This window comes from Streptococcus mitis SK1080, assembly GCF_000220085.1.
In the GTDB taxonomy this organism is placed as follows: domain Bacteria; phylum Bacillota; class Bacilli; order Lactobacillales; family Streptococcaceae; genus Streptococcus; species Streptococcus mitis_K.
Genome location: NZ_AFQV01000032.1, coordinates 1 through 21,441, shown reverse-complemented (window position 1 = coordinate 21,441; position 21,441 = coordinate 1). Strand labels below are relative to the sequence as shown.

Annotated in this window: 13 protein-coding genes and 1 pseudogene; 12 read left to right on the top strand and 2 right to left on the bottom strand. The window is 37.7% G+C overall.

Translation table 11 applies throughout. The features are described 5' to 3' along the window. The first annotated feature begins 10 nt into the window (after nt 1-10). Together HMPREF9957_RS13675 and HMPREF9957_RS12010 are read left to right on the top strand one after the other, a co-directional pair. Nucleotides 11-2,064 (top strand): annotated as a pseudogene (locus tag HMPREF9957_RS13675) (cation:proton antiporter). A 179-nt stretch (nt 2,065-2,243) separates the two neighbouring features. After that, nucleotides 2,244-3,104, top strand: coding sequence for a YihY/virulence factor BrkB family protein (locus tag HMPREF9957_RS12010; RefSeq protein WP_000759530.1), 861 nt, complete (start codon nt 2,244-2,246; stop codon nt 3,102-3,104). Between the two features lie 182 nt (nt 3,105-3,286). On the opposite strand, the gene queA is transcribed toward HMPREF9957_RS12010, so the two are convergent. Beyond that, nucleotides 3,287-4,315, bottom strand: a complete 1,029-nt coding sequence (queA, locus tag HMPREF9957_RS12005) for a tRNA preQ1(34) S-adenosylmethionine ribosyltransferase-isomerase QueA (RefSeq protein ID WP_004242851.1) — start codon at nt 4,313-4,315, stop codon at nt 3,287-3,289. Nucleotides 4,316-4,465: 150 nt separating this feature from the next. On the opposite strand from queA, the gene HMPREF9957_RS12000 reads away from it, so the two are divergent. Together HMPREF9957_RS12000 and HMPREF9957_RS12905 are read left to right on the top strand one after the other, a co-directional pair. Continuing rightward, on the top strand, nt 4,466-5,173 hold the full coding sequence (locus HMPREF9957_RS12000) for a glucosamine-6-phosphate deaminase (RefSeq protein ID WP_000864591.1): 708 nt from the start codon (nt 4,466-4,468) through the stop codon (nt 5,171-5,173). 73 nt (nt 5,174-5,246) lie between these two features. Beyond that, nucleotides 5,247-6,595 (top strand): IS3 family transposase gene (locus HMPREF9957_RS12905; protein ID WP_141562094.1). Its coding sequence is split into 2 segments (ribosomal slippage): nt 5,247-5,697 and nt 5,697-6,595, totalling 1,350 coding nucleotides; the frame shifts between segments, so codons are not numbered across the junction. 219 nt (nt 6,596-6,814) lie between these two features. On the opposite strand, the gene HMPREF9957_RS11990 is transcribed toward HMPREF9957_RS12905, so the two are convergent. Next, entirely contained in the window at nt 6,815-7,399 is a 585-nt protein-coding gene (locus HMPREF9957_RS11990; protein ID WP_000821238.1) for a rhomboid family intramembrane serine protease, read from the bottom strand. 200 nt (nt 7,400-7,599) lie between these two features. Between HMPREF9957_RS11990 and rpsU the strand changes: the two genes are divergently transcribed. From rpsU to HMPREF9957_RS11950, 8 genes are all read left to right on the top strand, one after another. Continuing rightward, nucleotides 7,600-7,776 carry a 30S ribosomal protein S21 gene (gene rpsU, locus HMPREF9957_RS11985; RefSeq protein WP_000048054.1) on the top strand — a complete coding sequence of 59 codons (177 nt, stop codon included), beginning with the start codon at nt 7,600-7,602 and terminating at the stop codon, nt 7,774-7,776. Between the two features lie 129 nt (nt 7,777-7,905). Continuing rightward, nucleotides 7,906-8,841 carry an HPr(Ser) kinase/phosphatase gene (hprK, locus tag HMPREF9957_RS11980; RefSeq protein ID WP_000115157.1) on the top strand — a complete coding sequence of 312 codons (936 nt, stop codon included), beginning with the start codon at nt 7,906-7,908 and terminating at the stop codon, nt 8,839-8,841. After that, nucleotides 8,834-9,622 (top strand): prolipoprotein diacylglyceryl transferase, encoded by a 789-nt coding sequence (lgt, locus tag HMPREF9957_RS11975; RefSeq protein ID WP_000886650.1) that lies wholly within the window; start codon nt 8,834-8,836, stop codon nt 9,620-9,622. Before hprK ends, lgt begins: the two co-directional genes overlap by 8 nt. Further along, complete coding sequence (locus HMPREF9957_RS11970; protein ID WP_000895044.1) at nt 9,623-10,006, top strand: DUF948 domain-containing protein; 384 nt, start codon at nt 9,623-9,625, stop codon at nt 10,004-10,006. Nucleotides 10,007-10,021: 15 nt separating this feature from the next. Next, nucleotides 10,022-10,417 (top strand): YtxH domain-containing protein, encoded by a 396-nt coding sequence (locus HMPREF9957_RS11965; protein ID WP_000517380.1) that lies wholly within the window; start codon nt 10,022-10,024, stop codon nt 10,415-10,417. A 506-nt stretch (nt 10,418-10,923) separates the two neighbouring features. Beyond that, nucleotides 10,924-16,278 (top strand): G5 domain-containing protein, encoded by a 5,355-nt coding sequence (locus HMPREF9957_RS12335; protein ID WP_000651642.1) that lies wholly within the window; start codon nt 10,924-10,926, stop codon nt 16,276-16,278. Nucleotides 16,279-17,019: 741 nt separating this feature from the next. Then, a complete protein-coding gene (locus tag HMPREF9957_RS12330) occupies nt 17,020-17,607 on the top strand; it encodes a PBECR4 domain-containing protein (protein ID WP_000230219.1) in 588 nt (195 codons plus the stop codon). A gap of 759 nt (nt 17,608-18,366) precedes the next feature. Next, on the top strand, nt 18,367-21,441 hold a 3,075-nt coding region (locus HMPREF9957_RS11950; protein ID WP_000400392.1), incomplete at its 3' end, for a YSIRK-type signal peptide-containing protein.

Here is a 21,441-nt window from a genome sequence, read left to right as displayed (position 1 = left end):
GAGGACGTGCGTGGAATTACTGATTTACCTCATCCTATTTTTACTGGTCTTGATTGTCTCAAGTACAACCAATAAGCTCCTGCCCTTTTTGCCTCTCCCTTTGGTGCAAATTCTTTTGGGAATTGTGATTGGTCTCTTTTTACCCAATACCGACTTTCACCTCAATACGGAGTTGTTTTTGGCCCTGGTTATCGGGCCCTTGCTTTTCAGAGAGTCCGAAGAAGCAGATATTACAGCTATTTTAAAACACTGGCGAATCATTGTTTATCTCATATTCCCAGTGATTTTTATCTCGACATTGAGTTTGGGTGGCTTGGCCCACCTTCTTTGGTTCAGCCTTCCCTTGGCAGCTTGCTTAGCTGTTGGGGCAGCCCTTGGACCTACTGACTTGGTGGCCTTTGCCTCTCTGTCTGAGCGCTTTAGCTTTCCTAAGCGCGTGTCCAATATCCTCAAAGGTGAAGGACTCTTGAATGATGCTTCTGGCTTGGTGGCCTTTCAGGTTGCCTTGGCGGCTTGGACAACAGGAGCCTTTTCTCTTGGCCAAGCTGGTAGCTCGCTCATCTTTTCAATTCTAGGTGGTTTTCTGATTGGCTTTTTAACAGCCATGACCAATCGCTTCCTCCATACTTTCTTGCTAAGTGTGCGCGCAACGGATATTGCAAGCGAACTTTTATTAGAATTGAGTTTGCCTTTGGTGACCTTCTTTTTAGCAGAAGAGGTGCACGTTTCAGGGATTATTGCCGTTGTGGTTGCGGGGATTTTGAAGGCAAGTCGCTTTAAGAAAATCACACTCCTTGAAGCCCAAGTAGATACAGTGACCGAGACAGTCTGGCATACAGTGACCTTTATGCTCAATGGTTCTGTCTTTGTGATTTTGGGAATGGAGTTGGAAATGATAGCAGAACCTATCTTGACCAATCCAATCTATAATCCCTTACTCTTGCTAGTATCTCTTGTCGCACTTACCTTTGTTCTCTTTGCTATTCGTTTTGTCATGATCTATGGCTATTATGCTTACAGGACACGCCGCCTCAAAAAAAGTTAAATAAGTATATGAAGGATATGCTTCTCTTGACCTTCTCAGGTGTTAAGGGAACGGTGTCCATTGCTACGATTCTTCTGATACCAAGTGATTTAGAGCAGGAATATCCAATCTTGCTTTTCATTGTTGCAGGTGTCACGCTAGTAAGCTTTTTAACAGGTCTCTTGGTCTTGCCTCATCTTTCTGATGAACAGGAAGAAAGCAAGGACTATCTCATGCATATCGCTATTTTGAATGAAGTAACGCTAGAGTTGGAAAAAGAGTTGGAAGATACCAGAAATAAACTTCCCCTCTATGCGGCTATCGATAACTATCATGGTCGTATTGAAAATCTCATTTTGAGTCAAGAAAATAAGGGGGCTCAAGAAGACTGGGAGGCCTTAAAACTTCTCATCCTCAGTATTGAAAGTGATGGTTTAGAACAGGCTTACGAAGAGGACAAGATGAGTGAGCGTGCCTATCGAGTTTACCAACGTTATTTGAAAAACATGGAACAAAGTATCAATCGTAAGTTTGCGTCACGAGTGACCTATTATTTCCTTGTTTCCTTGCGGATTTTACGTTTTCTCCTACACGAAGTCTTTACCTTTGGCAAGACCTTCCGCAGTTGGAAAAATGAAGAATCACAGAAACTCAGAGCCCTTGACTACGATCAAATTGCAGAGCTCTATCTAGAAAATACAGAGATGATTATCGAAAGTTTGGAGAACCTAAAAGGGGTTTATAAGAGCTCCTTGATTAGCTTCATGCAGGATTCTCGTCTCCGTGAAACAGCTATCATCAGCAGTGGTGCCTTTGTGGAACGGGTTATCAATCGTGTTAAGCCCAACAATATCGATGAAATGCTGAGAGGCTATTATCTGGAGCGTAAGTTGATTTTCGAATATGAAGAGAAACGGTTGATTATGACCAAGTATGCCAAGAAGTTACGACAAAATGTCAATAACTTAGAGAACTATTCTCTGAAGGAAGCTGCCAATACCCTGCCTTATGATATGGTGGAATTGGTAAGAAGAAATTAGTTAATACTCTTCGAAAATCTCTTCAAACCACGTCAGCGTCGCCTTACCGTAGGTATGGTTACTGACTTCGTCAGTTTCATCTACAACCTCAAAGCAGTGCTTTGAGCAACCTGCGGCTAGCTTCCTAGTTTGCTCTTTGATTTTCATTGAGTATAAGATTGTAAATAAAGGAGTATGATATGAAGAAGTGGTGGAAAGAGATGATAGACAAGCCTTTATTAAAAGCTTTTTTGCATTATTATCAAGCATCAGATAGTGAGTTGACCAGTGTCGCAGTAGCCTACTATTGGTTGATTTCGATTTTTCCCCTACTTTTGGTGGTGGTCAATATCCTCCCTTATTTTCAGATTCCTATGGGAGAATTTCTGGGCTTTGTGAAAGACGTCCTGCCCCCAAGCCTCTATGAAGGTGTGGAAAAAATAGCCAGAGAAGTCTTGACGCAACCTTCAACAGGTTTATTGAGTTTTTCTGTTTTATCGGCGTTATGGAGTTTTTCAAAATCTATGAATTTCTTGCAAAAAGCTTTTAACAAGGCTTATGGCGTCGAAAAGAGTCGTGGACTTATTTCCCATCAGATGGTGAGTCTCCTAGTCAGTTTTGGCTTGCAGCTCCTCTTTGCGTTTGCCTTGTTTTTAAGCTTATTTGGGCAGATGATTTTGGATTTACTTGCTCATTATTGGACAAAAGATGGCATTATCTATCAGGCTTTACAAGGGTTGTCAGGTCCTCTGACTTACGCCCTGCTCTTTGCTATCTTGGTCATGCTTTATTATTTTCTTCCCAATCTATCTAACAGGAAAATTAGCTATACCCTACCAGGCAGTGCCTTTGTTCTCTTAGTGATTTTAGGTTTACTAACTCTGTTCTCTAGTTATCTCAATTACTATGTCCATCATTTAGTGGACGTCCGAATTTTAGGTTCTGTTCTTCTTGTTGTTATGATGTTTTGGTTTATCTTGATTGCTAAAATTGTTATCCTAGGCGCGGTGATCAATGCCAGTGTGCAGAGTTTGAAAGATCCGGCCTTTAGAAAAGATTAATACTATTCAAAAATCAAAGTGCAAACCACGTCAGCTTCACCTTGCCGACTCAAGTACAGCCTGTGGCTAGCTTCCTAGTTTGCACTTTGATTTTTATTGAGTATAATTCCTTATCCATTACAAAACGCATACTATCAGGCTTTATAACACCTGATAATATGCGCTTTTTTTGATTATGTAAATTAATAGATAAACATGGCATCACCGAAACTGAAGAAGCGGTAGTGTTCTTGAATGGCATGGTGGTAGGCATCTAAGACTAATTCACGGCCTGCAAAGGCAGAAACCAGCATGACCAGAGTTGATTTTGGCAGGTGGAAGTTGGTTGAGAAGGCATCCACGACCTTCCACTCATACCCAGGTTTGATAAAGATATTGGTCCAGCCAGAATCTGCTTGGATTTGCCCCTCAAACTTGGAACCAATAGTCTCCAAGGTGCGGATAGAAGTGGTTCCGACAGCGATGACACGGCCTCCATTTTCCTTGACAGATCGAAGGGTGGCAGCAGCTTCCTCAGAAAGTTGGTAGAATTCTGAGTGCATTTCATGTTCGTCCAGATTGTCAACTGAAACAGGTCTAAAGGTTCCAAGCCCGACATGAAGAGTCAGATAGACTAGATGAACTCCCTTAGCTTGGATTTCTGCCAGCAGTTCTTTGGTGAAGTGAAGACCAGCAGTCGGTGCTGCAGCAGAGCCACTTTCTTTAGCGTAGACCGTTTGATAGCGTTCACGGTCATCCAATTTTTCATGGATATAAGGCGGTAGCGGCATTTCTCCCAGACTTTCCAAGACTTCTAGGAAAATTCCTTGGTATTCAAAGCGGACAATGCGGCCTCCGTGAGTCAATTCTTCCGTAACGACAGCGCTGAGGCGACCATCACCAAAGCTGACACGAGTACCAACCTTGAGGCGTTTGGCAGGTTTTGCCAGAACCTCCCACTCATCTCCAGCAGTATTTTTGAGTAGGAGTAGTTCCACATGACCTCCAGTTTCTTCCTTTTGACCATAGAGGCGGGCAGGGAGAACGCGGGTGTCGTTCATAACGAGGGCATCACCAGGTTCCAGCATATCAATAATGGAGTGGAAGTGTTTATCCTGCATTTCTCCCGTCTCACGGTTGACAATGAGGAGTTTAGAGGCATCTCGTTTTTCAAGGGGCGTTTGAGCAATCAATTCCTCGGGTAAGTAGAAATCAAAATCAGCTGTATTCATATATTTGTTCATTCTTTCTAAGTTCTAATCTTATCCATTATAACATGTTTCAAGTTTGGACGCTCTTTTTTTGAAAATTAAACCGTTTTCACTTGACAAAAATTGGTCTATACCATATAATAAATATAGATTGAAACGGAGGATAAAAAGATGAAAGTTATTAAAGTTGAAAACCAAATCGAAGGTGGAAAAGTTGCTTTTGAGATTTTGAAGGAAAAATTAGCCAATGGAGCTCAAACCCTAGGACTTGCGACAGGAAGTAGCCCACTTGAATTTTACAAGGAAATTGTTGAGAGTGACCTTGATTTTTCAAATCTAACCAGTGTCAACCTTGATGAGTATGTAGGCCTTGATGGGGACAACCCACAGTCTTATCGTTACTTCATGCAAGAAAACTTGTTTAACCAAAAACCATTTAAAGAAAGTTTCTTGCCTCGTGGGGTTAAGGACAATGCTGAAGCTGAAGTAGAACGCTACAACCAAATTTTGGCTGACCATCCAGTTGACCTCCAAATCTTGGGAATCGGTCGCAATGGACATATCGGCTTTAATGAGCCTGGTACTCCATTTGACAGTCAAACACATCTAGTCGAACTTGACCAGTCTACTATCGAAGCCAATGCTCGCTTCTTTGACAAGATTGAAGATGTTCCAACCCAAGCCATTTCAATGGGGATTAAAAACATCTTGGATGCCAAGTCAATCCTTCTCTTTGCTTATGGTGAATCAAAAGCAGAAGCCATTGCTGGAACCGTGTCTGGTCCAGTGACTGAGAACTTACCAGCAAGTAGCCTACAAAACCACCCTGATGTGACTATTATTGCAGATGCAGAAGCGCTTAGCTTGTTAGAAAAATAAAAAGTATAAAAACCACTTTGAACTGCACCCCAAAAGTTAGACAGAAAAATCTAACTTTTGGGGTGTTTTTATTATGAAATTAACTTATGAAGATAAAGTTCAAATATATGAATTAAGAGAGAAAGGAGAGAGCTTTAGACAACTTTCAAATCAATTTGGGATAAACATTTCTAATCTTCAGTACATGATTAAATTGATTGATCGTTATGGAATAGAAATCGTCAAAAAAGGAAAGAATTGTTACTATTCTCCTGAACTAAAACAAGAGATCATTGATAAAGTTCTTCTTGAGGGGCGTTCACAAATTAGGGTGTCTCTGGATTATGCTCTTCCAAGTAGTGGATTACTTTCGAATTGGCTGGCACAATATAAGAAAAACAGGTATACTATTGTTGAGAAAACAAGGGGGAGACCACCTAAAATGGGACGTAAGCCAAAGAAGAGATTTGAAGATATGACAGAATTAGAACGTCTTCAAGCAGAAAATGAGTACTTGAGAGCGGAGAATGCCATTCTAAAAAAGTTGAGAGAACTCCGATTGAGAGACGAAAAGGAGCAAGAAGAAAAACGGAAATTGTTCAAGGACTGGTAACAGAGTTTTCTTTAGATATCCTTCTAAAGATTATTAAGCTTGCCCGTTCAACCTATTATTACCACTTAAAACAGCTGCATCAAAGCGATAAAGATTATGATATTAAAGCTGAAATTCAGTTAATTTATTCTGAGCATAAAGGAAATTACGGCTATCGTCGCATGACTCTAGAATTACGAAATCGTGGCTTCGTAGTGAACCATAAGAAGGTGCAGCGTCTGATGAAAGTACTTGGTTTAACGGCTCGAATTCGCCGTAAACGGAAGTATTCTTCATACCAAGGAGAGGTTGGCAAGAAAGCAGATAATCTTGTTCAACGTCAATTTGAAGCAACCAAACCAATGCAAAAGTGCTACACAGATGTGACAGAATTTGCCATTCCAGCAAGCAGCCAAAAGCTTTATTTATCACCAGTTTTAGATGGCTTTAACAGCGAAATTATCTCCTACAATATTTCTACTTCGCCGAACTTAGTACAAATGAAAGCTATGCTAGAACAAGCCTTTACAGAGAACCATTACGAAAATACAATTCTCCATAGTGACCAAGGATGGCAATACCAACACGATTTCTATCATCATTTTTTAAAGAATAAGGGAATCCAACCATCTATGTCACGTAAGGGAAATAGCCCAGATAACGGTATGATGGAATCTTTCTTTGGCATTCTTAAGTCTGAAATGTTTTATGGTTATGAGAATACGTTTCAGTCACTTGAACACTTGGAACAAGCTATTGTAGACTATATTGATTACTACAACAACAAACGAATTAAGGTAAAACTAAAAGGACTTAGCCCTGTACAATACAGAACTAAATCCTTTGCTTAAATTAATTGTCTAACTTTTGGGGGTCAGTACACTTGCTCTTTGGAGTGAGTGGTTTTTTACTTCAAATGTTCACTATCCTGCTAAAAGAAATTTTTCTGTAAATTCCCGTAACAGTTGTCGATATTTCATATAAAAAGGTATCCAATAGAAAATTATTAAATGTCTGTAAACTGTGATATAATCGTATTGACTATTTTTTATGATACTATACGATTTTTATTAAGACAGTCGATAGTTGTTGATGCTGGAAACCATGATATAACTGGCAATTCCTGACATGTGAAGAAAGGTTGAAATCCAGCCTGTTATATTTGGTAGAAGCATGGTGAGAGATAGAACGATTAAAAGGATATAAAATAGTTTTAATCCTAAATTGAAATTTTTCCATATACTAAACATATTCATCACCCCACCCGTTACAAAAGCATAGCCAATAGCAGAGATACCCGATGCCTGAATTTCTTGATTCTGTGTTAATATATGGAATGCAATTGAAGATATTATCATAGAAGTAATAAAAACTAAAAATACATATTTTGATCCCCTTTTATACTCCAATAGCCCACCAAAAGGAAGTAACATTAAAGTATTTAAAACTAAATGAAACCATATAAACCATACTGGTGCTTCTTTACTTCCATGCATAAATGTACCACTAAAGTATTGCCAACAATAAATTGGCTTTGAATGAAATGCAAATAAGTCATACATTACACTTCCCAAAAAGGTAGTAAGAATTCCTAGCAATAAACAAATTACAACTAAAATACTGACCACAGGGCAAATTTTTATGATTCTTTTCATGTTATAGATTCACTTCTAAATAATACTAATTTTTGCTAATCAATATGTGCCACTATTATATCATTTTCATCTATAAATGTTAATCAATTTTAACAAGATTAAAATTGAAGATAATATAAGTTTATGGCAGTTTTTTCTTGACAATTATTCCTTTTACGTGTAAAATAGAATAGATCTTGAACTTGAAGGGAGTGAAAAAAATGTCTAAAACAGTAGTACGTAAGAATGAATCTCTTGACGACGCACTTCGTCGTTTCAAACGTGCGGTTACTAAAGCTGGTACTCTTCAAGAAACACGCAAACGTGAATTCTATGAAAAACCTTCTGTAAAACGTAAACGTAAATCAGAAGCAGCTCGTAAACGTAAAAAATTCTAATTAGAAATGAAAGGCTAGAGAAATCTAGTCTTTTTCTTTTAAATAAATACTTCAAAGCCTGCAAAAATCTCAAATATCCTACTACAATTTGATATAATAGAGAGAAGAACTCATTTGAAGGAGGAAATGATGTCGGTTTTAGTAAAAGAAGTGATTGAAAAGCTTAGACTAGACATTGTCTATGGCGAACCAGAATTACTTGAAAAGGAAATTAATACCGCGGACATTACGCGACCTGGTCTTGAAATGACTGGCTATTTTGACTATTATACGCCTGAGCGAATCCAGCTCTTGGGAATGAAGGAGTGGTCCTACCTCGTTTCGATGTCCTCTCACAACCGTTACCAAGTCTTGAAAAAAATGTTTCTACCTGAGACACCTGCGGTAATTGTTGCCCGTGGTTTGGTGGTTCCGGAGGAAATGTTAAAGGCAGCCAGAGAATGTAAGATTGCCATCTTAACTAGCCGTACGGCAACCAGTCGTTTATCTGGAGAGTTATCTAGTTATCTGGATTCACGTTTAGCAGAACGGACCAGTGTGCACGGTGTCTTGATGGATATCTATGGTATGGGTGTCTTGATTCAGGGTGATAGTGGCATCGGTAAGAGTGAGACAGGTCTAGAGCTTGTCAAACGTGGTCACCGCTTGGTAGCTGATGACCGGGTTGATATTTTTGCCAAGGATGAGATTACTCTTTGGGGTGAACCAGCTGAAATCTTGAGGCACCTGATTGAAATTCGTGGGGTTGGGATTATCGATGTCATGAGCCTCTACGGTGCGAGTGCGGTCAAGGATTCTTCACAAGTCCAGCTGGCTGTTTATTTGGAAAATTACGATACACATAAAACTTTTGATCGTCTTGGAAACAATGCAGAGGAACTTGAAATTTCTGGCGTATCTATTCCTCGTATTCGTATTCCAGTTAAAACAGGTCGTAATATTTCTGTCGTGATTGAGGCTGCTGCCATGAATTATCGTGCCAAGGAAATGGGCTTTGATGCGACACGCTTGTTCGAAGAACGCTTGACAAATCTCATTGCTCAAAACGAGGTGCCTAATGCTTGATCCAATTGCTATTCATCTAGGCCCTCTAGCCATTCGTTGGTATGCCTTGTGTATTGTGACAGGCTTGATTTTGGCGGTTTATTTGACCATGAAAGAAGCACCTAGAAAGAAGATCATACCAGACGATATTTTAGATTTTATCTTGATAGCCTTTCCCTTGGCTATTTTAGGAGCTCGTCTCTACTATGTCATTTTCCGTTTTGATTACTATAGTCAGAATTTGGGAGAAATTTTTGCCATTTGGAATGGTGGTTTGGCCATTTACGGTGGTTTGATAACTGGTGCCCTTGTACTCTACATCTTTGCTGATCGTAAACTCATCAATACTTGGGATTTTCTAGATATTGCGGCGCCTAGCGTCATGATTGCTCAAAGTCTGGGACGCTGGGGTAATTTCTTTAACCAAGAAGCCTATGGTGCAGCAGTGGATAATTTGGATTATCTACCTGGCTTTATCCGTGACCAGATGTATATTGATGGGAGCTACCGTCAACCGACCTTCCTTTATGAGTCCCTATGGAATCTACTTGGATTTGCCTTGATTCTGATATTCAGACGAAAATGGAAGAGTCTCAGAAGAGGTCATATCACTGCTTTCTACTTGATTTGGTATGGTTTCGGTCGTATGGTCATCGAAGGTATGCGGACAGATAGTCTCATGTTCTTTGGCCTTCGAGTGTCTCAATGGCTTTCAGTTGTTCTTATCGGACTGGGTATTTTTATCATTCTATATCAAAATCGAAAGAAGGCCCCTTACTATATTTCAGAGGAGGAAAATTAAATGTTAGAAGTTGCATATATTCTTGTAGCCCTTGCTTTGATTGTATTTTTAGTATATTTAATCATTACTGTACAAAAGCTTGGACGTGTTATCGATGAAACAGAGAAGACGATTAAAACCTTAACTTCAGATGTTGATGTGACCTTGCATCACACAAATGAATTGCTGGCTAAGGTCAATGTCTTGGCAGATGATATCAATGTCAAGGTGGCAACGATTGATCCACTCTTTAGTGCAGTAGCAGATTTATCTCTATCTGTTTCCGACCTCAATGACCATGCGCGTGTCTTGAGCAAGAAAGCTTCATCAGCTGGATCAAAAACACTCAAGACTGGTGCAAGTCTGTCAGCTCTACGTGTCGCAAGTAAATTTTTCAAAAAATAAAAAAGGAGAATTCTTATGGGTAAACTATCCTCAATCCTTTTAGGAACCGTTTCAGGTGCAGCTCTTGCCTTGTTTTTAACAAGCGACAAGGGAAAACAAGTTTGCAGTCAGGCTCAAGATTTTCTAGATGACTTGAGAGAAGATCCTGAGTATGCCAAGGAGCAGGTCTGTGAAAAACTAACAGAAGTCAAGGAACAGGCTACAGATTTTGTTCTTAAAACCAAAGAACAGGTTGAGTCAGGTGAAATCACTGTGGACAGCGTCCTTGCTCAAGCCAAATCATGTGCTCGTCAAGCAACAGAAGCATCAAAAGATCGATTCAATAATCTCAAGGAGCAATGGCAAGAAAAGGCCGAAACTCTTGATGAATTAGAAGAGATTGTGATTGATATCAAAGAAGAAAAAATCTAGATTTGATGAGACTGGGCAAAAACTCAATTCTCGGAGAAAATGAAGTAGATCTTCCCACAATCAAACGCATAGTATCAAGGTTTTTCAAGACTTGATATTATGCGTTTTTTGATTTTAATACTCTTCAAAAATCAAATTCGAACCACGTCAACGTCGCCTTGCCGTACTCAAGTATAGCCTGCGGCTAGTTTCCTAGTTTGCTCTTTGATTTTTATTGAGTATAAAGACTTTTCGACAAACCTTTTTTAAAACATATGAGTGTTATGGTTTTTTATGGTATAATGGCAGTGTTGGAAGTGAAATATTTACATTTTTTTATATTTTACTGATATTTTATTAATATTAATCGATCCATTTTTCTATGATTAGAAATCAATGTGATAGTTTATGATCAAGTAGAGGAAAAGCTCTAAAATTTTAGTCAAGAAATGATCTAGTATTCTGTCAAGGCAAAATATTAGAAGCCTCTATTTTGTAAAAAAATAGCTAGAAAGAAAGTTGGTAAAATGAAAGATATTTTTAATAAACGTCAACGTTTTTCGATTCGAAAATTTTCCGTTGGAGTGGCTTCTGTATTAATAGGAATTGCCTTGTTTACACCATCTCAGGGAGTGCTTGCTTCTACGGAAAATTCTCCATCTTCTGTGGAGAAAAAACAAGAGTCTCAAAGTTCACCAGAGAATCGAGCTTCTATTTCCAGTCCAGCCCCAAAAGATACTCCAATAATATCTACAAGAACTACAGAACTTGAGACATCTGGGGAGATGGGCAATAATAGCTTGACCACAAGGGCTTCCGCGGCGGGTGAAGACAGATCAAGCACTCCAGCGGTGAGAGCAGCATCAAATCCTTCCGAGGTTAAAAAGTATGAATTAACTGATGAGTATGCTAAGCAAATAAAAGCAGGAGTAATCGGTTCAGAAGGTAATAAGCTTGACAGTTTGTTATTAAACGGTCCTAAGTTAAGTCCAGAAGCTTATACAGATGATGACTACTTGAAGGATAAAGAAGAACTTTATATTTATGAAAAAGGCGGGAAAAAGTATGTAGGGTATAATAGTCATCCCTTATTAGAAGATACTGATGGTGATGGTATTATTGACAGTAACGAAAAACCCGATGAAAAATTAAAATGGAATGTCAGTGAGCGCGATATGATTATGTTCATGGAATTGTCCTACCGTGATGATAATTATATTGATAGAGTGCTGGATCATAAGAGATCCTTAACAGAGTCAGAGTTATATAAAAAGAATGGTGACAGTAGACCACGTTATGAGTATATGATGATGAATAAGGAATTGGGGCCTTATTGGGAGAGGAAGAAAAGTTACCATACCTCCAGTGGACTAGATGCTGTCTTGTATGAAACGAAGAGTGATTTCTTATATTTACCAAATGGAACTGCACAAGTATTAGCCTTTCGTGGAACAAGTGATGCGAAGGATATAGGAGCTGATGTAACACTTGGATTAGGAAGCAATCCTCAGCAAGGGATAGATGCAGAAAATATCATGCGTGAACTGGCTAAAGATAAGAGTATCACCAATCTTTATTTGACAGGTCATTCTTTAGGAGGATATTTAGTACAACGGGCAATGGTTGAAGCTTATCAGCTGGCATATTCTGACAGCAGAGTCATGTCTCCTAAAGAGCAGTTGGCTTATAGAAACTTTTATAATAATGTATTGAAAAAAGGAACAACATTTAATGCCCCAAAAGTAGTGACGAGTTTGGTTTCTGGTCGTGAATTTTGGCAAAAAGGTTTAGATAGCAAAAAAATAGCCAAGTCTGGTAAAATGACTCATTATATTGTTGATAATGATTCGACGATAAGAAAAGGCGTCAGCAATGATAGTGATGTTGTTATAAATGTTGGAACAACAAGAGGAGGTCATAGTTCACGTTCTTATTTTGAAGCCGATATGATTAATAGAAGACCAGAATTTATATCTGGGAAACGAATTTCCTTAGATGGGACAGGTTATCAAGATAAAAAAATTGCAACAGTTAAATCTGTAGAAAAAGTTGGAGAAACTGTTGTATATAGTAAACGTGGAGATGACATCATTAAGTCAATAACTGTGAGTATGAGAAATTCTGATACAGGACAGATTACTAACAATACAATTGATGAAGTGTTCAAGAAAGATGGAGCCAAGTCTACAGTTGTCGATACCCAACTTGAGCCAAGTGTACGTTATGAAAAAGATGCCACAAAAGCCAAAGGTGAAGCAAATGTAACAATAGCTGGTACTCCAGGTACTAGTGCAGTAACTACGACTTATAGTGTAAATCCTAACACTGGAGATCTGATTGCACATATAGAACAACCAGTAGTTAAGCAACCGGCAATAGAAACAGTTGTCAAAGTCGCAGCCAAGGATGAAGTAGAATACATTAAAAAAGGAGACGACGTTGTTAAGAAGACGACAAGTTACACAGTAAACTCAAAAACCGGCAGTCTTACTTCGACTGAGAAGGAAGAAGTAGTCAATAGAGGTGGCGCGAGGGATATAGTTGAGTATAATTCAGTTGAACCCAAACCAGTTTATTTAAAAGATGTGAACAGTCCAAAAGGTACGAATACCGTTCAATTTCCAGGGAAAGCAGGAAAAACTAAAGTCACCACAACCTATAGCGTAAATCCAGTAAATGGAACCCTAACTCCATCAAAAGGCAAACCAGAAGTCGTAACTCTACCAATAGCTAGAGTTGTAAAAGTGGGAGCTAAGGATAAAGTAGAAGTAGAAACAATCCCATCTCCAGTAACATACGAAAAAGATATTAGTCGCGAAAAAGGCCAAGACAATATTACTGTCCCAGGAAAAGCTGGAAGTAAGACAACCACAACGACTTATACAGTAAATCCAGACAATGGGGAAGTTACTCCAAATGAAGGAAATCCAGTAATAGTAAATCCAACAGAAACAATCGTTAAAGTTGCGGCTAAGGATAAAGTAGTAGAAACACCAATTGAACCCGCAGTGGTTTACGAAAAAGATGGCACTCGTGACTTTGGTACACCAGACGAGCCTAGAGAAGGAGCAAAAGGAAAATCTGTAACGACTACAAGGTATGATGTTAATCCAAATAATGGAACAGTCACAGAACAGGTTGGTAACCCAGTGGTCACTCCAGCTGCTAAAACAATCGTTAAGGTTGGGGCTAAAACTAAGGTTGAGCGTAGCAAGGATGACCAAGGTCGTGAAGTTATCAACACTACAACTTATGAAGTTAATCCCAAAACAGGTAAGGTAACTCCTACAACAGTAACGACTTACGGAACAAGGAAAGAAGCAACGGTTGAGAAGAGGGTGGTACCATCTCCAGTACGTTACGAAAAAGATGATACGAAAGAAAAAGGTGCTGAAGCAATCACCGTTAAAGGAGAAGATGGTGAAGACACTATCACAACAACCTACGAAGTAAATCCAACAACAGGGGAAATTACCCCAACTGTAGGAAAACCAGTTCGTACGAAAGAACCAACTAATACGATTGTTAAAATTCCAGCTAAGGATAAAGTAGAAGTAAGAGGAATCCCATTATCTAAGAGATACGTAAAAGATGCTAGTAGGGAAAAAGGTCAAGATAATATTACTATTCCAGGAAAAGATGGAAGTAAGACAACCACAACGACTTATACAGTCAATCCAAATAATGGGGAAGTCACTCCAAATATAGGAGAGCCAGTAATAGTAAATCCAACGGATACAATTATCAAAGTAGCAGCAAAAGATAAAGTAGTATACTCTAAAGATGGGGATAACATTGTCAAAGAAGTTACTACCTATACAGTAAATTCAACCAATGGAAACATCACAGAGTATACAAGAAAAGAAACGTTTAAAGAAAACGGATTGAAGGATAAAGTAGACGTAGAAACAATCTCATCTCCAGTAAAATACGAAAAAGATGCTAGTCGCGAAAAAGGTCAAGACAATATTACTATCCCAGGAAAAGCTGGAAGTAAAACAACCACAACGACTTACACAGTAGATCCAAACAGTGGAGAAGCTATTGCACATACAGGAGAGCCAGTGATAGTAAATCCAACAATTACTATCGTTAAAGTCGCGGCTAAGGATAGAGTAGTAACTTCTAAAGATGGAAATAACATTGTGAAGACAGCAACTTCATATACAGTAAATCCAGATAATGGAAACATAATAGAGCATACAACAAAAGAAACATTTAAAGAAAATGGAGCGAAGGATAAAGTAGAAGTAGAAACAATCCCATCTCCAGTAAAATACGAAAAAGATGCTAGTCGAGAAAAAGGCCAAGACAATATTACTATTGCAGGAAAAGACGGAAGTAAGACAACCACAACGACTTACACAGTAAATCCAGACAATGGGGAAGTTACTCCAAATGTAGGAAATCCAGTAATAGTAAATCCAACAGAAACAATCGTTAAAGTCGCGGCTAAGGATAAAGTAGTAGAAACACCAATTGAACCCGCAGTGGTTTATGAAAAAGATGACACTCGTGACTTCGGTACACCAGATGAGCGTACGGAGGGTGAAAAAGGTAAAACAGTTACTACAAGCACTTACGATGTAGATTCAAAGGACGGTCATATCACAGAGCATCTTGATACAGTGGTCACCCCAGCAGGTAAGACAATAGTTAAGGTTGGAGCTAAAACTAAGGTTGAACGTAATAAGGATGACCAAGGTCGTGAAGTTATCAACACTACAACTTATGAAGTTGATTCAAAGACCGGTAAGGTAACTCCTACAACAGTGACTACTTACGGAATAAGGAAAGAACCAACGGTTGAGAAGAGGGTAGTACTATCTCCAGTAATTTACGAAAAAGATGATACGAAAGAAAAAGGTACTGAGGCAACTACCGTTAAAGGTGAAGATGGTGAAGACATTATCACAACAACGTACAAAGTAAATCCAACAACGGGGGAAATTACCCCAACTGTAGGTCAACCAGTTCGTACGAAAGAACCAACTAATACGATTGTCAAAATTCCAGCTAAGGATAAAGTAGTATATTCTAAGGATGGAGATCATGTTGTTAAGACAGTAACTTCTTATACAGTAGATTCCAATACAGGAAATATTACTGAGGATATAAGTGTTCTAATTTCTAATGAACATATTTTAGAATCAGCTAAATTGGATATAGCTGCACTTCTTATCACTAAGTGGGTTGATGAGGATGGTCATGATCTAAAACCAGCGGCTGTCAAAGAACCAGCTACACTAGGTGGTGCTAACGAGGCATTAGAAGCGGGTGAAATCGAAGGATATGTCTTTTTAAAAACAGAAAAAGATGAAGAAAATCATATTGTTAAACACATCTTCAAAAAAGTTTCATCTAATAGATTAATAGAAATGAATAATCATGAATCTAGCAATCATGAATCTAGCAATCATGAATCTAGCAATCATGAATCTAGCAATCATGAATCTAGCAATCATGAATCTAGCAATCATGAATCTAGCAATCATGAATCTAGTAATCATGAATCTAGTAATCATGAAACTAGTAATCATGAATCTAGTAACCATGAAACTAGTAATCATGAATCTAGTAATCATGAATCTAGTAACCATGAAACTAGTAATCATGAATCTAATAACTATGAATCTAGTAACCAAGAATCTAATAGCCCTCAACCAGTGCAATCTGATAATACGGAACGTGAATCTGAGAAAGTTACCCCAAGTGGACAAGTGGGGGAAACAGCGAACAATACAACAATAAAATCAAATGATTCTCAAAATGTATTGCCAAATACAGGAATAGAATCGAATGCGACTCTTGCATCTCTAGGACTTCTTGGCATGTTAAGCGGTCTCGGGCTTGCATTTGGAAAGAAAAGAAGACTAAAATAAAAATTTAGTCAAAATATGAACGGTTCATTGTTAAGTGGACAATGAAATATTAAACAACAGCCTTGTTCCTCATTTCAAGAGGTGCAAGGCTGTTGTTGTATTCTCGAAAAAGTGGATATTAATATTCGTACCAAGATATAGTGAATTGAAATAAAATATGCACAAATAGATTAAGGTATTTAGAAAAAATTTCTAAACATAAATTAGAAGCTGTATTGTACTATTATAGATTCAATGCACTACATCTAAAAAATTGTGTTGTTTCAACTCCGAATTCTCAGTTTTAAAGTGCCAAAAGAAGTTTTCAATATGTTCGTTATGAATGCATTTACCAATCTGAGATATAGAGTATGTGATCTGAAATAGTGTAGATATCATTCAATATTTTTGAGACGGATGTTCTACTAGATTCAACGACTATGAATCAGCTACTATGATATGTGAGAATAGGGATTGATTAATTTATAGATGATATAACAATATTGTATAAAATTATATATTTTGAACTGTTTGGAATTTATTTTATCAAATTGTTGTTCTTTTTACTTGGCAATTGAATGATAATTTTGTATACTGTTAGTAAGAGTAGTTGAATTTTCAACTTGAAATGAGTCGGAGTAGAGACGTTAAACCTACTTCCAGAGGTCGGAATGGAGACTGAAAACCCATATCCAGTGCAGAAGGAAACTGTGAAAAACCAAAGGAGGTTGATTTTTCATCCTCCTTTTTTGAGGTGATGCTATGGTAGAACAATCATTTAAAGAAAGAGTACGATTAAAGTTGATGAACTGTGCAGTGTTATACTATGAGCTGTTAGTTCAGAAAGATTATCTTATTTTCTCTAGGGAATTTAAATATCAGAAATATTATATCGTTTCTGCTTTTGAGGATAATTTTTTGCATTTAACAGGAGTTCACACAAACTTGCAAGCAAAAAATTTTTTTGAAAAATGTTATCAAAAGACTTTAGAGGATGGTGACTTTGAAATCAATGATAAGAGCCAAAAAGGTTCTGTTCGTAGGAAGATGAGTGTCTTAGAGAATGCTATTCAAATATTTTCATCAGAAGCAATTGTTGTGGAAGAGAATTTTAATAAAAATAGGATTTCTTGTTCTTTCGCTTCTTCAGATAAAGTTTGTACAATTGGTTTTACAAAGACGAAATTAGCCAAACCACAAACGATATTGAAGGGGTATCAATTACATGATGAAGTGAAAGTTGATCTTATTTTATCTAGAAATAAAGGTGAAACAGATTTTCAGACAGTTGTGTATAATACCTTGGATATGACTTTAGAGGAATGTATGGAATTAATCAAAACAAAATGATATGGGTGTGATGAGACAGTAGAATGATTTCTATTGTCTCTTTTTTATGGAATAAGGAGGAAGAAGATGAGAATACATGATTTCAATAATCGAATCGAAGAGATTAAAAAAGATGTGTTAGAAAGTCCTCAAGAATATATAAAACTTCTAGAGGTTATTGGTAATAATCATTGGTAGTTCTATAGAATATTGAAATAAGATGTGTACAAATCGATTAAGGTATTTAGAAAAAATTTCTAAACATAAATTAGAAGCTGTATTGTACTATTATAGATTCAATGCACTACATCTAAAAATTGTGTTGTTTCAACTCCGAATTCTCAGTTTTAAAGTGCCAAAAGAAGTTCTCGATATGTTCGTTATGAATGCATTTACCAATCTGAGATATAGAGTATGTCATATGAAATTGCGTAGATATCATTCAATATTTTTGAGACGGATTTTCTACAAGATTCAATGCCTATGATATGTGAGAATCGGGATCGATTAATCCACAAGATAATATAACAATATTTTTATAAAAGTTATATATTTTGAACTATTTGATAGAATAAACTGGTTTATATTTGATTAAAAATAGTAAAACTGGTATAATTGAGCTGTGATAGCTGTGATAGCTGTGATAGCTGTGATAGCTGTGATAGCTGTGATGTTATTAGCAAATACTAGTCATCATAGTGATTTTTATAACTTAACTCTTTTTTGAATTGAAGTTATAAAAATCTCTTTTTCTATATTATATTGCTCTTAGGAGGGAAAATGGAACATAAAAATAAGTCATTCAGTCGGATTAAACGTCATCAAAGTGATAAGGTCTTGCGCTATTCTATTCGTAAGTATAGCTTTGGTGCGGCTTCAGTAGCTGTAGCAGCACTGATGTTTTTAGGTACGCATGCCGTCAGTGCGGATGTTGTAGATGCTAAAAACCAACCTACCATAGGCGCACCGAATCCAAATGAGGAGGAATCGCCTCAGATAGAGCCTGCTCCAATATCAAAAAATGAGGAAACCAAGGAAACTGAAAAAGTTGAGGTAGCTAAGAAAACTGAGAAAATAGAAGAACCAGCTGAAAATCAAGAAGCCCTAGAGGCTAATCCTCTAACTAACGGCACATCTACTAGCGCCATAACTGTAACTGAAGATGCTAGTGGTGATAAAGTGGCAGAGAAACAAACACTAGATAAGACTAAATTACAGGCTAATATTACAAAAGTTCAAGAACTCTTGGATAAAGTCAACAAGGAAAAAGCTCCAGCTTCAACCCTTGCTGCAATCCAAGCAGATTTAGAAAATGCTAAAAATGCATTAAATAATAATGAGTTAACACAAGCTGAAGTTGATGCGGCAGCTAAAACTCTTAGCGATAAATTGTTTATATTATCTTCAATGCCTAAGCTTGGCACTCCTAAAAAAGTAAGCGATGAAACGGTAGTAACTCCTAAGACTGAAACAGAGATTAAACACTCTCTTGAAACAGTAAAAGAGGATCTTCAAAAATACGTGAAGAAATCAGAAATTACAACTGATAAACCAAACGTAACAGCAGCGGAAGAAATTCTAGAAAACATTTCAAAACAATTAGAAAATACTACGTTAACATCAAAAGAATTAACGACACTGTTGGAACAAGCAAAGGCAGTTCGGAATACATTAGTCAATGAAGAGTTGCGTGCAAATTCAGGCGCTCGTGATTCACGTAATAATCGAAGCATGGGTGAAGGGGTTAACTTTAGAGCAGATGGTGTAAACGTAGAAGGTGCGTTATACAATGTAAAAGAGTATATATCAGAGGATAAATTTACTGGTGGTGGCACAGTTACTGGTGCTCGTGCCCGAACAATTGATAAAACATTCATGACAGCAAAATATAGTACAGAGGGTAATAAGAAATTTATTACTTATGATGTTTACTTCCAAAATGATGGTCAAGCTTTGAGTGGGTATAATGGAAATGCATTTTGGTTCTACCCACCTCGTGATCTTTTGTATCAAGGAGGTAGTTATCCTGTAGGAGTTGTTTCTGATCTTTACTACGAACGTTATCAAAAAAATACAGGAGCAACAGGGACGCTTTCTCACAATTCGAATAATTTTACTAGAGTGGGTGAAAGATATACAGTTCCATTGGGGAGATTGGCAAGTAATAGTTATCAGGATTCAGACTCACAAAGACTATGGGGATCTGCTGGTGGACTTTTTCAGATGAGTGGTGGTCCTACTAGTGTAAATTCAAGTCAGCTACAACAAATGTTGAAGGGATTAAAAGATAATCCTGAGCTTAATCGTATCGTTCGGCAAGATAATGGTCAGTTACCTCGTGCTTCTTATTCTCATCTGTTAACTGTAGGTAGTCATCAAGATTATGCTTATAAATTTCATATTAAGGTGCGTTTGAGAGATGATGTTACGGCTGAGCAAGCTCAAAAAGCAGGAACTATAGCTGTAACTGCTAAAGAAGGAAAAGCTTTCAATGCGCTTCAGGCATATATTTATTCTGCCACAGGAACGAGATTGGAAACCAAGCCAGATGCACAAATAGATCCAATTCAAGGGTTGACTGTTACAAAAACAGTAGGAGACACTTTGGGGGATCCAAATGATCCTGCAAATTCAGGTTACGTCAGACATAAAGAGAATAAATCATTCCCAGGAGGTATGACTTGGAGTTGGCAAGGCGGTGTTAAGCCAACAAGTACAGCTAAAGCTGGAGTATTCAAATATAAAGTAATTGCAACATATCAAGACGGTACAACATCAGAAGATAAAGGTTCTGGTTCAGATGGTACAGTTACTCTAATTGTTAGACCAACGGCACCAACAATTACTACCGCACCTCAATACAACGGAACTTTAGTGTCGACTGATCGTGTCATTTCGGGAACAGGTACAGCTGGTGCAACGATTAAAGTAACGCTGCAAGATGGTACAACAGGTACAACAACAGTTAACAATCAAGGTAAGTGGACTTATAATTTAGGAGCAAATGAAAAACTTACGCAAAATACAAAATCAGATGCTACTATAAAAGCTGACAATGCTATCTCTGTTACACAAACACAAAATGGAGCAGAATCAGAAGCTTCAACAGTGAATGTTCAATTAGCCAAAGCCATCTCTATTGATACTCCAGTTCAAGCAGGACGAGAACTGACTGTTAAAGTTCCTCATGATGCAGGTCAATTCTATATTCAATTAAACTATGGTACAAGACAAGAGTACGAGTATGGAGTTAAACAAGTTAACGGGCAATGGCAAATAACAGATCCTAATAAAGCAAACACGACTGAGTTAATCGTAAAAAACGGAGCTAATATTTCAGAAAAAGAGTTAACTTTACGAATTAAGGATTCGAATAAGAAGATAAATATTCCGTTTACAATTCCAGCAGGGGAAAACAAGATAAGAGTTCGTGTACACCACGTTAATGCCAAAAATAATCCTGCTAATCCAGCAAATGAGACTGACCAAGGATGGATTACTGCTTCACCAGCAACAAATAATGCACCAACTATTACAGTCAAAGCACCAAGCACTCGTAATTATACTGCAGACGGTAGCTTAACGCTGACTGGATTGAAAAATCTTGTGACAGTAGCAGATAAAGAAGATGATGCGAACAAGACAGTAGGAAATACAGCTAGTGATAACTTTAACCTTACAATCAGAAAGGGAAATCAAGTTGTTAACCTAAAAAATAATGATTATCTGAAAAAAGGTGAATACACTTTAACGTATGCAACAACAGATGCGGCAGGGGCAACAGTAACAAAAGAACACACAATTACAGTTTCATCACTTGCAGAATCAAAAGGAACATCTATTACTTATCCAGTT

Bases quoted from the DNA above. Each gene is read 5' to 3' on its own strand.
- HMPREF9957_RS12010 (WP_000759530.1), top strand. From the start codon at position 2,244: ATGAAGAAGTGGTGGAAAGAGATGATAGACAAGCCTTTATTAAAAGCT.
- queA (WP_004242851.1), bottom strand. From the start codon at position 4,315: ATGAATACAGCTGATTTTGATTTCTACTTACCCGAGGAATTGATTGCT.
- HMPREF9957_RS12000 (WP_000864591.1), top strand. From the start codon at position 4,466: ATGAAAGTTATTAAAGTTGAAAACCAAATCGAAGGTGGAAAAGTTGCT.
- HMPREF9957_RS11990 (WP_000821238.1), bottom strand. From the start codon at position 7,399: ATGAAAAGAATCATAAAAATTTGCCCTGTGGTCAGTATTTTAGTTGTA.
- rpsU (WP_000048054.1), top strand. From the start codon at position 7,600: ATGTCTAAAACAGTAGTACGTAAGAATGAATCTCTTGACGACGCACTT.
- hprK (WP_000115157.1), top strand. From the start codon at position 7,906: ATGTCGGTTTTAGTAAAAGAAGTGATTGAAAAGCTTAGACTAGACATT.
- lgt (WP_000886650.1), top strand. From the start codon at position 8,834: ATGCTTGATCCAATTGCTATTCATCTAGGCCCTCTAGCCATTCGTTGG.
- HMPREF9957_RS11970 (WP_000895044.1), top strand. From the start codon at position 9,623: ATGTTAGAAGTTGCATATATTCTTGTAGCCCTTGCTTTGATTGTATTT.
- HMPREF9957_RS11965 (WP_000517380.1), top strand. From the start codon at position 10,022: ATGGGTAAACTATCCTCAATCCTTTTAGGAACCGTTTCAGGTGCAGCT.
- HMPREF9957_RS12335 (WP_000651642.1), top strand. From the start codon at position 10,924: ATGAAAGATATTTTTAATAAACGTCAACGTTTTTCGATTCGAAAATTT.
- HMPREF9957_RS12330 (WP_000230219.1), top strand. From the start codon at position 17,020: ATGGTAGAACAATCATTTAAAGAAAGAGTACGATTAAAGTTGATGAAC.